Source organism: Micromonospora sp. DT81.3 (assembly GCF_049847225.1).
In the GTDB taxonomy this organism is placed as follows: domain Bacteria; phylum Actinomycetota; class Actinomycetes; order Actinomycetales; family Microbacteriaceae; genus Microbacterium.
Genome location: NZ_JBNCNY010000003.1, coordinates 361,644 through 373,609 on the forward strand (window position 1 = coordinate 361,644; position 11,966 = coordinate 373,609).

At 69.7% G+C, this 11,966-nt stretch carries 14 protein-coding genes; 8 read left to right on the forward strand and 6 right to left on the reverse strand.

Going from position 1 to position 11,966, the window contains the following annotated elements; translation table 11 throughout:
• The first annotated feature begins 1 nt into the window (after nt 1).
• Together ACPW96_RS09465 and ACPW96_RS09470 are read left to right on the forward strand one after the other, a co-directional pair.
• Nucleotides 2–1,207, forward strand: coding sequence for a cysteine desulfurase family protein (locus ACPW96_RS09465; RefSeq protein WP_425882848.1), 1,206 nt, complete (start codon nt 2–4; stop codon nt 1,205–1,207).
• The gene (locus ACPW96_RS09470; protein WP_425882849.1) at nt 1,204–2,169 is read left to right on the forward strand and encodes a glycosyltransferase family 2 protein; all 966 of its coding nucleotides are present in this window, start codon (nt 1,204–1,206) and stop codon (nt 2,167–2,169) included. Before ACPW96_RS09465 ends, ACPW96_RS09470 begins: the two co-directional genes overlap by 4 nt.
• Nucleotides 2,170–2,381: 212 nt before the next feature.
• On the opposite strand, the gene ACPW96_RS09475 is transcribed toward ACPW96_RS09470, so the two are convergent.
• Entirely contained in the window at nt 2,382–4,412 is a 2,031-nt protein-coding gene (locus ACPW96_RS09475) for an ABC transporter ATP-binding protein (protein ID WP_425882955.1), read from the reverse strand.
• 56 nt (nt 4,413–4,468) lie between these two features.
• On the opposite strand from ACPW96_RS09475, the gene ACPW96_RS09480 reads away from it, so the two are divergent.
• The gene (locus ACPW96_RS09480; protein ID WP_425820146.1) at nt 4,469–4,708 is read left to right on the forward strand and encodes a hypothetical protein; all 240 of its coding nucleotides are present in this window, start codon (nt 4,469–4,471) and stop codon (nt 4,706–4,708) included.
• On the opposite strand, the gene ACPW96_RS09485 is transcribed toward ACPW96_RS09480, so the two are convergent.
• Nucleotides 4,705–5,355: a DUF1345 domain-containing protein gene (locus ACPW96_RS09485; RefSeq protein WP_425820145.1), complete on the reverse strand. Its 651-nt coding sequence runs from the start codon at nt 5,353–5,355 to the stop codon at nt 4,705–4,707. The two genes, ACPW96_RS09480 and ACPW96_RS09485, sit on opposite strands and share 4 nt — an antisense overlap.
• Nucleotides 5,356–5,467: 112 nt before the next feature.
• Between ACPW96_RS09485 and ACPW96_RS09490 the strand changes: the two genes are divergently transcribed.
• Complete coding sequence (locus ACPW96_RS09490) at nt 5,468–6,967, forward strand: MDR family MFS transporter (RefSeq protein WP_425882850.1); 1,500 nt, start codon at nt 5,468–5,470, stop codon at nt 6,965–6,967.
• A gap of 40 nt (nt 6,968–7,007) precedes the next feature.
• On the forward strand, nt 7,008–7,586 hold the full coding sequence (locus ACPW96_RS09495; protein WP_425882851.1) for a carboxymuconolactone decarboxylase family protein: 579 nt from the start codon (nt 7,008–7,010) through the stop codon (nt 7,584–7,586).
• Nucleotides 7,587–7,588: 2 nt separating this feature from the next.
• On the opposite strand, the gene ACPW96_RS09500 is transcribed toward ACPW96_RS09495, so the two are convergent.
• Nucleotides 7,589–7,717: a hypothetical protein gene (locus ACPW96_RS09500; RefSeq protein ID WP_425882852.1), complete on the reverse strand. Its 129-nt coding sequence runs from the start codon at nt 7,715–7,717 to the stop codon at nt 7,589–7,591.
• Nucleotides 7,718–7,824: 107 nt separating this feature from the next.
• On the opposite strand from ACPW96_RS09500, the gene ACPW96_RS09505 reads away from it, so the two are divergent.
• Nucleotides 7,825–8,466, forward strand: coding sequence for an LON peptidase substrate-binding domain-containing protein (locus tag ACPW96_RS09505; RefSeq protein WP_425882956.1), 642 nt, complete (start codon nt 7,825–7,827; stop codon nt 8,464–8,466).
• A 78-nt stretch (nt 8,467–8,544) separates the two neighbouring features.
• Nucleotides 8,545–9,093, forward strand: coding sequence for a type 1 glutamine amidotransferase domain-containing protein (locus ACPW96_RS09510; protein WP_425820141.1), 549 nt, complete (start codon nt 8,545–8,547; stop codon nt 9,091–9,093).
• 17 nt (nt 9,094–9,110) lie between these two features.
• Here the strand turns inward: ACPW96_RS09510 and ACPW96_RS09515 are convergent, their stop codons facing one another.
• The 3 genes from ACPW96_RS09515 to ACPW96_RS09525 all read right to left on the reverse strand — a co-directional run bounded on the left by ACPW96_RS09515 (nt 9,111) and on the right by ACPW96_RS09525 (nt 10,971).
• Entirely contained in the window at nt 9,111–9,953 is an 843-nt protein-coding gene (locus ACPW96_RS09515) for a DNA-formamidopyrimidine glycosylase family protein (RefSeq protein WP_425882853.1), read from the reverse strand.
• On the reverse strand, nt 9,946–10,512 hold the full coding sequence (locus ACPW96_RS09520; protein WP_425882854.1) for a pyridoxamine 5'-phosphate oxidase family protein: 567 nt from the start codon (nt 10,510–10,512) through the stop codon (nt 9,946–9,948). The genes ACPW96_RS09515 and ACPW96_RS09520 overlap by 8 nt, the downstream gene beginning before the upstream one ends.
• A gap of 78 nt (nt 10,513–10,590) precedes the next feature.
• Entirely contained in the window at nt 10,591–10,971 is a 381-nt protein-coding gene (locus tag ACPW96_RS09525) for a VOC family protein (RefSeq protein WP_425820138.1), read from the reverse strand.
• Between the two features lie 72 nt (nt 10,972–11,043).
• On the opposite strand from ACPW96_RS09525, the gene ACPW96_RS09530 reads away from it, so the two are divergent.
• Nucleotides 11,044–11,964: an aminoglycoside phosphotransferase family protein gene (locus ACPW96_RS09530; RefSeq protein WP_425882855.1), complete on the forward strand. Its 921-nt coding sequence runs from the start codon at nt 11,044–11,046 to the stop codon at nt 11,962–11,964.
• Nucleotides 11,965–11,966: the final 2 nt, after the last annotated feature.

Below are 11,966 nucleotides of genomic sequence, written 5' to 3' on the forward strand. Positions count from 1 at the left end.
GATGAGCATCCACGCGCACGGCACATCGTCCGACCTCTCCAACGCCACGCCTCACCCGGGTGAAGCCACGTTGTACCTCGACAACGCCGCGACGACTCCTGTGCGCCCGGAGGCGCTCGAGGCGATGCTTCCGTACCTGGCCGGCGTGTACGGCAACCCGTCGAGCCACCACACCGTCGGCGAGAGAGCAGCGCAGGCGCTGGCGGATGCGCGTGGGCGGGTCGCGGCGGTCTTCGGGATGCGCCAGAGCGATGTGATCTTCACCTCCGGGGGCACCGAGGCGAACAACCTCGCGATCAAGGGCATCGCGATCGCCGCACAGCTCGGCCGCGATCGCAGACACCTCGTCACGACGCCGATCGAGCACGAATCGATCCTGGAGTCGGCGGACTATCTCGAGCGGGTGCACGGCTTTGAAGTGTCACGCGTTCCGGTGGACGGCACGGGCACGGTCGATCCGGCCGCCATCGGCGCCGCCCTTCGCGAGGACACCGCGCTGGTCAGCGTGGGCTACGCGAACAACGAGGTCGGGACGATCCAGGATGTGGGTGCGATCGCGACCCTCGCGCGCGAGCGCCGCATCCCGGTGCACGTGGACGCGGTGCAGGCGGCCGGATGGCTTCGCCTGGCCGGCTCTGGCGCGGACGCCATCTCCATCGCCGGCCACAAGATCGGCGCTCCGAAGGGCACCGGCGCGCTCGTCGTGCGTGGCCGCGTCCCCCTCGAACCGCTTCTGCACGGCGGCGGACAGGAGCGCGGCCGGCGCAGCGGCACCGAGCACGTCGCCGGCGCCGTGGCACTGGCTACCGCCCTCGACCTCGCCGAGGCCGAACGCGAGGAGGCGTTCGCCCGTGTCACCCGGTTGCGGGAGGACTTCGTCGCGCGCGTGCTCGATCGCGTGCCGAGCGCGACGCTGACGGGGCATCCGGTGCATCGGCTCCCGGGCACCGCGAGCTTCACCTTCGCGGGCACCAGCGGCGAGGCCGTGCTGCTCGAGCTGGAGCGCCGCGGCATCGTGTCCTCGAGCGGGTCGGCCTGCGCGGCGGGCAGCGACGAGCCGTCGCACGTGCTGGTGGCCATGGGCATCGAACCGGAAGTCGCCCAGACCGCCGTGCGATTCACGCTCGCGCATGCGGCGTCCAAGCCGCTCGATGCGGTGGCGGACGCCGTCGCCGCGTCGGTGGCCGCCGTACAATCGACCCGATGAGCCGTACACCCGCCACCGTCACCGTGATCGTGCCGGGGTTCGATGTCGCACCCTACGCGCAGGAGGCATTGGACTCCCTCCGCGCCCAGACGCTGACCGACTGGACGGCGGTTCTAATCGATGACGCATCTCACGATGCGACCGGGGCGATCTTCGCCGCGGCCGCTGCAGCGGACCCCCGCTTCCGGGTGGTGACGCAGGATCGTCGGAGGGGCCTGGGGGCGGCGCGCAACGCGGGCCTCGATCTCGTCGACACGGAGTTCGTGGCCTTCCTCGACGCGGATGATGTGCTGCGACCCGGCGCCCTCGAGCGGCTCGTCGGCATGCTCCGCGAATCGGGCAGCGACTTCGCCGCCGGCGCCTACGTTCGCCTGCGCCCGGATGGCGACGAGTACGTCGAGGGCGAGGTGCAGCCGTGGGTGTCGTCCGCCACGAGTCCCGAGCGCCGGGGCACGACGATCGACGCGCACCCCGACGCCTCCTCGAACATCGTCGCCTGGTCGAAGGTCAGCCGGGCGTCGTTCTGGCACCGGACCAGCCTGCGCTTTCCCGAGGGCAAGCTCTACGAGGATCAGGTCGTCGCGCAGCGGATGTACTCCGGCGCGGCGTCCTTCGACGTCGTGCCCGACGTCGTCGTGCTCTGGCGCATCCGCGCCGACGGCTCATCCATCACCCAGCGGGAGGCGGCCCTGCCGGTGCTGCGCGAGTGCCTCGAGGCCATGGCGGCCGGTCTGGCCGTTCTGGAGGACGGTGGCCATGCCGCGGCGGCGGCCGCCCGCCGCCGGCAGATCCTGGGGATGGACGTGCCGCGCCTCGCCGGCATCGCCGCACAGCATTCGGAGGATGCCTACCGCAGCGCCCTCGGATCCTTCACCCGCGACATCTGGGACGCGGCCGGGGCCGAGCGCGCGGAACTGACCGAGGCCTCCGCGACCGCCGTCGCCGCCGCCCGGCTCTGGTAGTCACGTACGGCACCGCTTCCTCGCGCGGAATCGACCCTGTGGACGACGTCTTCGGGCTCCCGTGGCCCCTCGGTCAGTTCGAGACGGCGGCGGTCTTGGCCCAAGACGCGTGCCGCACGCAGGCTGAGTGGGGCAAGAGTGCAGTGCGGGCGGCCCTTCGAGCGCGCGACGCCGATGCAGCCTGACGGCGGTACGCCAAGGTCATCCGCCGGTCAGCGGGCTTCGGGAACCGGCGCCTCGCCGAGCTCCTCGAGCTGCGGCCAGTCCCGCTCGCCGACGGGAGCGTCGAGGGTCAGTGGGCGTCCGTCGGCCGGGGGCCGGTCCGCGCGCCGGTCGGGGTGGTCGGCGGGCGGCTCGGATTCCTCCACCTCGAGGATGCGGGACGCTGCCAGCTGCTCGGCCGCCAGCTCCGAGTAGAGGCCGCCGGCCTCGATGAGTTCGGAGTGGGTTCCGCTCTCGACGATGCGCCCCGCGTCGACGACATGGATGACGTCGGCGCCGATGATCGTGGAGAGCCGGTGGGCGATGGAGAGGGTGGTGCGCCCCCGCGCCGCCGCGTCGAGCGCCTCCTGCACGACCCGTTCCGACACCGTGTCCAACGCGCTCGTGGCCTCATCCAGGAGCAGCACCGGCGGATCCTTCAGCAGCACCCGGGCGATCGCGATGCGCTGCTTCTCGCCGCCCGAGAGGCGGTAGCCGCGCTCACCGACCACCGTGTCGTAGCCGTGCTCGAAGCCCTCGATGATGTGGTGGATGTTCGCCGCCCGGCAGGCGGCCTCCAGCTCCTCGTCGCCGGCGTCCGGCTTGGCGTAGCGCAGGTTCTCGCGGATGGTGGCGTGGAAAAGATACGTCTCCTGGCTGACGATCCCGACGTGGTCGATGATCGACTCCTGGGTCAGGTTGCGCACGTCCTCGCCGGCGAACAGGACCGTTCCCTCTGAGGCCTCGTACATGCGGGGCGTGAGGTAGATGACGGTCGTCTTGCCGGCGCCGCTCGGACCGACGAAGGCGACGTGCTGGCCCGGCTCCGCGGTGAACGAGACGCCTTGAAGCGTGGGGCGCGAGTCGGCGGTGGCATCCGGATAGCGGAACACGACGTCGCGGAACTCGATGCGACCCACCGGCCCCGGCGCCCGGTCGACGCTCGTCGCGTCGGGCGAATCGCGGATCGCCGGCACCAGGTCGAGATACTCGAAGATGCGCGCGAACAGCGCCGAGGACGTCTGGATGTCGAGCGCGACGCGCATGAGGCCGAGGAGGGGCTGCAGCAGCCGCGCCTGAACCGTCGTGAAGGCCACGATCGTACCGGCGGTGATGGCGTCGGTCCCGCCGCTGATCAGGTACCCCGACACGAGGTAGATGACCGCCGGGACGCTCGCGATCAGCACATGCACGACGCCGAAGAACCACTGGCCGCTCATCGCCCAGCGCACCTGCAGGCCGACCTGGTTGACGTTCTCGGTGCGGTAGCGCGCGGACTCGGTGCGCTGCCGGTTGAAGGACTTCGAGAGCAGGATGCCCGAGACGCTCAGCGTCTCCTGCGTGATCGCGGTCAGTTCCGAGAGCGACTCCTGCGTCTCCCCTGCGATCCTCGCGCGGACCTGCCCGACCCGGCGCTGCACGACCACCAGCACCGGCATGATGACGATCGCGATGATGGTGAGGCGCCAGTCGATGATGATCATCGCGACGAGCGAGGCGATCACCGTGACGACGTTGCCCAGGATGCTGGTCACGGTGTTCGTCAGTACGCCAGCGACTCCGCCGACGTCGTTCTGCAGGCGGGACTGGATGACTCCGGTCTTCGTGCGGGTGAAGAAGCTCAGCTCCATCGCCTGCAGGTGCTCGAAGAGCCGGACGCGCAGGTCGCCGGTGACCTTGTTCCCGACCGTGGACGTCAGCCAGGTCTGCACGATCCCGAGGCCGGCGCCCACCACGAACAGCAGCACCATGAGCCCCACGAGGCGCGCGAGCAGCGCCAGGTCGGGGGCGGACCCGTCGGTCGGGAACAGGGCGTCGTCGAAGATGCGCTGCACGAGCAGCGGCGGGATGACCGCGATCGCCGCGCCGGCGATGACGAGGATCGCCGTGAAGGCGATCTGGATCCGGTACGGACGGAACAGCGCCACCACCCGCGGCCCGAGATTCGGGATGCGTGGGGCCTCGGCGTTCAGCTTCTTCTGCGCCTCGATGTCGACGCCGCGGAAGCCTCCGCCGCCTCGTGGTCCGCCACCTCCGCCCATGCTCACGCTACGAGCCTAACCACGGGCCGGGACAGCGGGACGAGTATGGTGGGGCCATGACCTCCACCCCCGACTCCCCACCCCACAACGGTGACGACCTGGCGCAGCTGCGAGCAGAGATCGACGAGCTCAAGTCGCACACCACGGAGGAGCTCATCGACCCGACTTTCGGCGATCTCGAGGGGAAGCAGCTCGACGCCGGGCCGACGGAGGCCCCGGGCAGCGCGTTCGAGACCGACGCATACCGCAAGAGGCAGCACGAGAAGGACGAGCGCCGCTCGCACGAGGGCAGCTAGACCGAGGCGATCCCGACCACGAGGTTGATCACGTTCGCGATGATCACCGTGGCGAACACCCATGCCAGAACGGTCTGACCGATCACGATGCGCCGGATGCGGTTGCTCGTCACGTTGGTGTCTGCCACCTGGTACGTCATTCCCAGTCCCACCGCGAAGTAAATGAAGTCGGTGTACATCGGCGCTTGCGCACCGTGGAAGTCGATGCCCCCCGCCGGCTCCTCGAAGTACTCGTGGGCGTAGCGGAGCATGTAATTCGTCTGGATCAGGAACCAGGATGCCGCGACGCTGAACACCGCGATGGCGGCGAGGATGGCCGACTCCCCCAGGGGCGCCGTTCCCGTCTGGAACAGCACGACGGCCACGGCGCCGAGGCTGGCGACGCTTCCCGCGATCGAGACCAGCCGGGCGACGCGGCGACCCGGGTCTTCGCGGCTGGCGTGGTCGCGGGTGCGCTGCGCATCCATGGGCCACGTGTAGGCGAGCACGGCGACGACGACGGTCACCGCCGCCGCGCCCCAGCCGGCGAGCAGCCCGGCCGCGACGCCCAGAAGCGGGGCCAGGGCGATGCCCACGGCGACCCCGGCCACTCCGGCCGCCGTCCAGCGCCACACCACATCACGGGGAAGGCGGCGCATCGGCGGCATGCAGGAATATTCGCACGCCGAACCGGGAATGCGATGTCGGCGCTCGCGGTTAGCCTCGGTTGACGCCATCCTCGGGTGGCCTTCGCCGTCAAGCCCCGAGGAGTTCCATCAGATGACCGCCGATACCGACACCATCCGGGTCTCCGCACCGCAGAACGTCTCGTCCGTCGGGCTCACGTCTCGCGAGACCCGTGTCATCTGGCTGCTGCTGGGCGCCGCCTTCGTCGCGATCCTCAACGAGACGACGATGGGCGTGGCGATCCCGCACCTCATCACCGACCTCGGCATCACCGCCCTCGCGGCACAATGGCTGACGACGGCGTTCATGCTCACGATGGCGGTGGTCATCCCCATCACCGGCTTCCTGCTGCAGCGCTTCACCACGCGCGCGGTGTTCATCGCGGCGATGTCGCTCTTCTCGCTCGGAACCCTGCTGGCCTTCCTCTCGCCGGGTTTCCCTATGCTGCTCGTCGCGCGCGTCGTGCAGGCATCCGGCACGGCGATCATGATGCCGCTGCTCATGACGACCCTCATGACGCTCGTGCCGCCGCAGCAGCGGGGACGGATGATGGGCCGCGTCAGCGTGGTGATCTCGCTCGCCCCGGCGATCGGGCCGACGGTTTCCGGCCTCCTGCTCGACACGGTGGGCTGGCGCTGGATCTTCGGGCTGATTCTCCCCATCGCCTTGACCGCTCTCGCCGCCGGTGCGCGCTGGATGGTCAACCTCGGGGAGACCACGAAGGCTCCGATCGACGTCCTGTCGGTCATCCTCTCCGCGTTCGGCTTCGGCGGGCTCGTGTTCGGGCTCAGCCAGATCGGCGCGGGCGCCGAGACCACCGACTCCGCCGCGGCCGCGATGTCGGCCACGACGCTCGTCGCGTCACTGGCCGTCGGCGTTCTCGCGCTGGGGCTGTTTGTCTGGCGCCAGCTGCTGCTGCAGCGAAAGGATGACGCGCTGCTCGACCTGCGGGTGTTCCGGTCGACCAACTTCTCGATCTCCATCGTTCAGATGCTCCTCGTGTCGATGTCGTTCTTCGGCGCCATCACGGTGCTGCCGCTCTATCTGCAGAACGTGCTCGGCATCACAGCGCTCGTCACCGGCCTCATCGTCCTGCCCGGCGCGCTCATCATGGGGCTCCTCGGCCCGATCGTCGGCCGCATCTACGACAACCGGGGCACGCGGGTGCTGCTGATCCCCGGCTCGATCATCTCGAGCAGCGTGCTGTGGTTCTACACCACGCTCGGGGAGTCGACTCCGATCTGGGTCGTGGCGATCGCTCAGACGGTGCTGTCGGTAGGGCTCGCGCTCTCGTTCACGCCGCTCTTCACGGCATCGCTCGGATCGCTGACCCCGCGCTTCTACTCCTACGGCAGCGCCGTGCTCGGTACGGTGCAGCAGGTGGCCGGCGCTGCCGGCATCGCGCTCATGGTCGCGATCCTCTCCGGCGTCTCCGCCAGCGCCGTCGCCGAGGGAGCCACCGAGCTCGCCGCGGGTGCCGCCGGGGTCCGGGCCGCGTTCATGACGGCGGCTATCATCTCGCTTCCGGCCATTGTCGGAGCGTTCCTCGTCCGCAAGCCCGCCGACTCCATCGGCGCGCCGATCGGGCATTGATCCACTGGCGCCACGGGCTTCGTGCCGACAGGATCAGGTCATGATCGTGCATCCACCTCACCCCGGCGACGTGTCGGGATTCGCCGCCGAGAAGTATGCGGAGGACCTCGCGACCGACGGGTTCGTCTACAGCCACACCAGAGTGATGGCGATGAATCCGGACGCCGACCTCGCCTTCGAGCAGCTCACCGGCTCGCTGGTGTCGACCCTCGGTCTGCGCAATTACGAGCTGGTGACGCTCGCGGCGGCGCGCACCCTCCGATCTCCGCATTGTCTGCTCGCGCACGGGAGAAAGACACTGCGGGCCGCCGTGCTCGATGAGGCGCAGCTCGTGCGTGTCGCCGCCGACTACACGTCGGCCGGGCTCAGCGACGCGGAGGTCGCGATGATGGCGTTCGCCGAACGGATGTCGGTGGATGCTTCCGCTATGACCGACGCCGACTCGCAGGTGCTCCGCGACCACGGCTTCAGTGATCGCGACATCGTGGACATCGCGATGGCTGCGGGTGCGCGGAACTTCCTGAGCAGGGTGTTACAGGCTCTGGCGGTTCCCGTAGAGGACGTGCCCGAACTCGATGAGGACGTTGCCGCGGCTCTGCTGAGCCCGACGAGGGCGTGAGGTCAGTTCGTCGCGCAGCAGGATGAACCGCCGCAGCACGACGCCTCGTTCGACTCCGTCTTGAGCAGGTTGAGCGCACCCGGCGCAGGCTGAAGCGGCGTGGCGGGCGTCTCGGTCGAAGTCGTCGTCATGAGTCCAGGATACCCGGGGGTCGCGATGACGGCTTCGGGTGGGCTGGGAAGTCCCCTGCGTCGGCCCCGATGCCGGTCGCGCGTGATTCACTGGCTGGGTGACGACGATGGCGATGTTCCCGCTGGGGTCGGTGCTGTTCCCCTACATGCCGATCGCGCTCCGGGTCTTCGAAGAGCGGTATCTCGCGATGCTGTCCGCCGTGCTTCAGGACGAGCCGGGCGAGTTCGGCGTCGTGCTGATCGAGCGCGGCTCCGAGGTGGGCGGCGGCGACCGGCGGTTCGACATCGGCACCGTCGCGCGGATCGAGGAGCTCGGCACCACGGACGGGGCGGTGGCCGTGATCGGGTCCGGCACGACCCGCATCGCGGTGGACCGCTGGGTGGACGACGGTCCCTTCCCGCAGGCGGAGGTCACGGAACTGGCCGACCTCGAGTGGAAGGATGAGTACCTGCCGCTCCTCACCCAGGCGGAGTCGATCGTGCGTCGAACGATCGCCCGCGCGGCCGAATTCGTCGAGCATCGGTGGAGCCCGGATGTCGCGGTCGATGACGACCCCGCCGTGGCTTCGTGGCAGCTTGCGGGGATCGCACCCCTCGGTGACATGGACCAGCTCGAGCTGCTGCGTTCCACCAGCCTGCCGCAGCTGTTGACCCGGCTCATCGATCTGACCGTCGAAGCCGGCGAAACGCTCACGGCCACGTGGGGTGACGAGAAACCCGGCGACAGCGGCTGGGGCACCGGCGCCTGAGCACCCTTCGTCGTGGGTCGGCCCTTCCGCACTGTCAAGCCCCTGATCGCCCAGCGACCCCCGGATTACCGTCGGTGCATGACCGAACTCAATGGAAAGACCGTCGCGTTTCTCGCGACCGACGGCTTCGAAGACAGCGAGTTGACCTCACCATGGGGCGCGATCACCTCCGCCGGCGCGTCCGCGCGCCTCATCTCTCCCACAGCCGATGAGATCACCGGCAAGAACGGCCACAAGCATGCCGTGGATGCCGCGCCGGCCGATGCCGATGCCTCGGCGTTCCACGCCCTCGTGCTGCCCGGCGGCGTCGTCAACGCCGACCATCTGCGCATGGACGAGGCATCCGTCGCCTTCGCCCGCGCCTTCTTCGAGCAGCACAAGCCGGTCGGCGTGATCTGCCACGGTGCGTGGATCCTGATCGAGGCCGGGGTCGTGGACGGGCGCAGGATCACCAGCTACCCCAGCCTCAAGACCGACCTCCGCAACGCCGGGGCCGATTGGGTCGACGAGGAGGTCGTCGTCGACCACGGTCTCGTCTCCAGCCGGACGCCGCGCGACCTGCCCGCCTTCAACGCGAAGGTGGTCGAGGAGATCGCCGAGGGCGCGCACGCCGAGCAGAAGCCCTGAGCACAGGCCCGGGGGGGTCAGTCCAGTGCCACGCCTTCGGTCTGGCACGTGGGGCAGTACTGGGCGGCGGCGCCGGAGAACGTGAGCTCGCGGATGACATCGCCGCAGACGGGGCAGGGCTGTCCCGTCCGGCGGTGCACGCGGAGCGCGGCGTGCTTGGTCGCCTTGAGATCTTCCGGCGCAACTCCCCGCCGGGCCGCCGTCGACTCCGCGAGAATCGTCCTCATCGCGCCGAAGAGGCGCCCGACCTCGTCTTGCGACAGCGCCGACGCGTGCACCACGGGCGAGAGTCCCGCCGCATGCAGGATCTCGTCGGAGTAGGCGTTTCCGATGCCGGCCAGTGCGGCCTGATCCTGCAGCAGTGCCTTGATCTGCTTCTTGCGGCCGGCGAGGATCGCAGCGAACTCGACGAGGTCGAAGGCCGGGTCGAGGGGATCAGGACCGAGTTTCGCGACTGCCGGGATATCGGCGGTGTGCGGGACGATGTGCACCGTGAGCGATTTCCACTGACCGGCATCCGTCAGATCGAAGCCCGCCCCGTCGTCGAGGCGGATGCGGGCCATGAGGGTCGCGTCGCCGGCGCGTGCCATCCCGTCGGGAACCGCGTCGTGCCACAGCACCCAGCCATCGTGACCGAAGTGCACGACGACGTGCCACGTCGTGCCGGCCGGATCGGTCACCACCACGTCGATCATCTTCGCGATCCGGGTCACGGCCGCCACGCGGCATCCGATGACCGCTGAAGGGTCACCCGCCTTCAGCATCTTGCCGAGCGCGATGTCGAAGCCGCGGATCCCGCGCCCGCTCGTGCGCGCGGTGAGGAAGGCTGCCAGCTCGTGGATCTCCGGCGCCTCAGGCATTCGGGCTGTCGTCCTTGTCGGGGGCGAAGTGCGGAATGGGCGTCGGTCGGTCGCCACGCCTCTGCGGGGACCGCTTCTCGTCGGGGGCGGGCGCCTCCGCAACCTCGCGTTCGGCCGTCGCCGCTGCGCTCTGCGGTGCGTTGTGCGTACCCTTGCGGAACCGTCGCCCCGTGACCGTGCTCGGAGTGAGCCGGATGACGTGGGGCTTGCTCGCAGGGTTCGCGGAGTCCAGCCGGAGGACTCCGGAATCGCGGATCTCAGCGTCGTGCTCCACGCGTGCCGCGGCGCCTCGGACGACGACGCTCCAGTGCGAGGCGTCGTCTTCTCCGTCGATCTCGAGGGCAGCGGCCGGCCGGATCGCGATGTCCAGCACCTTGGCGCCGTGTGCGGACCGCGCGTACAGCGACCCGTTGTGGACGGTGTAGTTCAGGGGGAAGACGTCGGGCGCGCCGTCCAGACCGGTCACCGCCAGGCGGCCGAGGCTGACGCTCTCGAGCAGCCCCCAGCACTCGGCAGTGCCGAGTTCCTCGATCGGCCTCTCGCCGCGTTCAGCAGCCACGATGCCCCCTTTCGTTCCCACCCCCATTACAGGTCACGTGGCACAGGTGCACCAGTGGTGTGTCGCACCGATCACTGTTCACGCCTCGTCCTGGATCACGAGCAGCATGGTGCCTTCCGGATCCGTCAGGTAGGCCACGCGCTCGCCCCACGGCATGTCAGCCGGGGGAACCGCGACGGCACCGGATGCGGCCGCCACTGCGGCGTCGAGATCGGGGACGTAGATGCAGACATCGACGGCATGCCCGGTGGCGGGCAGCGGAGTCGCCCCGTACATCGCCTCGCTCGTGCCCTGCGCGAGCGCCACCTGGCCGGAGCCGATCCGCAGCGTCAGGTACACCGGTTCGCCCTCGTCGGGAAACCGGTAGGCCAGGTCGCCGGCGAAGACCCGTTCGTACCATCCGCGGGTACCGACGAGATCGGCACAGTTGATGATCGGGAACACTTCGCCTCTCGCCATTGCCCCAGTGTAAATCGCAGCCTTTCGCTCGTGCGAGGGCCCGGCGAGCGCCGGCGACGGTAGCGTGGGCCGGTGACCTCGGACCACCGGAACGCCACGAGCAGCGACGCCGGACGGATCGACGCCGCCATGATCGATGAGCCGCTCATTCGCAGCCTGCTGGACGAGCAGTTCCCGCAGTGGAGCGCCCTCCCGCTCCGATTCGTCGAACGCGGAGGCAACGACCACCGTATCTACCGGCTCGGCGACGACCTCAGCGTCCGACTTCCCAGCGCAGCCGGCTACGTGCCCCAGGTTGCGAAGGAGCAGGCGTGGCTGCCGCGCCTCGCGGGGTCCGTTCCACTCCCGATCCCGGTCGTGCGCGGCGTGGGCAGGCCCACCGAACGCTTTCCGGCACCGTGGTCCGTCTACGGCTGGCTCCCCGGAGTGCCGGCATCGCGCACGGTCGTCGAGAACCCGGTGCGCTTCGCGGCGGACCTCGCGGCGTTCCTCGTCGCCCTCCGGTCGGCCGACACGACCGGCGCGCCGGGTCCTGGGCCGCACAGCGCCTTCCGCGGCGCTCCGCTGGAGCACTTCGATTCCGAGACGCGGGACCTGCTCGTGCGGGTGCATGGGCGGGAACGCGACCTCGCGGTCGGCATCTGGCGCGACGCGCTGGATGGGGTCTTCACCGGCGCGCCGGTGTGGTTCCACGGGGACGTGTCCGTGAACAACCTGCTGGTGGAGGACGGTGCGCTCACCGCGGTGATCGACTTCGGCTGCGCCGGCGTGGGAGACCCGGCGTGCGACACCGTCCTCGTCTGGACATACCTCTCGGGAGAGGCGCGCGAGGTGTTCCGTCGCGAATACGACGTCGACGACGCGACCTGGGCCCGGGGACGCGGCTGGGCACTCTGGAAGGCCCTCATCATGATCACGAACAAGCCACCCGGCCAGGCCGAACTGGCGCGACACGTGCTCGACCAGCTGTTCGCTGAACGAGGCGTCGGGTAGAC

Excerpts from the sequence above, each read along its gene's own strand:
- ACPW96_RS09515 (WP_425882853.1), bottom strand. The coding sequence starts at position 9,953 with ATGCCTGAGGCGCCGGAGATCCACGAGCTGGCAGCCTTCCTCACCGCG.
- ACPW96_RS09465 (WP_425882848.1), top strand. The coding sequence starts at position 2 with ATGAGCATCCACGCGCACGGCACATCGTCCGACCTCTCCAACGCCACG.
- ACPW96_RS09490 (WP_425882850.1), top strand. The coding sequence starts at position 5,468 with ATGACCGCCGATACCGACACCATCCGGGTCTCCGCACCGCAGAACGTC.
- ACPW96_RS09470 (WP_425882849.1), top strand. The coding sequence starts at position 1,204 with ATGAGCCGTACACCCGCCACCGTCACCGTGATCGTGCCGGGGTTCGAT.
- ACPW96_RS09525 (WP_425820138.1), bottom strand. The coding sequence starts at position 10,971 with ATGGCGAGAGGCGAAGTGTTCCCGATCATCAACTGTGCCGATCTCGTC.
- ACPW96_RS09510 (WP_425820141.1), top strand. The coding sequence starts at position 8,545 with ATGACCGAACTCAATGGAAAGACCGTCGCGTTTCTCGCGACCGACGGC.
- ACPW96_RS09475 (WP_425882955.1), bottom strand. The coding sequence starts at position 4,412 with ATGGGCGGAGGTGGCGGACCACGAGGCGGCGGAGGCTTCCGCGGCGTC.
- ACPW96_RS09500 (WP_425882852.1), bottom strand. The coding sequence starts at position 7,717 with ATGACGACGACTTCGACCGAGACGCCCGCCACGCCGCTTCAGCCTGCG.
- ACPW96_RS09495 (WP_425882851.1), top strand. The coding sequence starts at position 7,008 with ATGATCGTGCATCCACCTCACCCCGGCGACGTGTCGGGATTCGCCGCC.
- ACPW96_RS09480 (WP_425820146.1), top strand. The coding sequence starts at position 4,469 with ATGACCTCCACCCCCGACTCCCCACCCCACAACGGTGACGACCTGGCG.
- ACPW96_RS09505 (WP_425882956.1), top strand. The coding sequence starts at position 7,825 with ATGGCGATGTTCCCGCTGGGGTCGGTGCTGTTCCCCTACATGCCGATC.
- ACPW96_RS09485 (WP_425820145.1), bottom strand. The coding sequence starts at position 5,355 with ATGCCGCCGATGCGCCGCCTTCCCCGTGATGTGGTGTGGCGCTGGACG.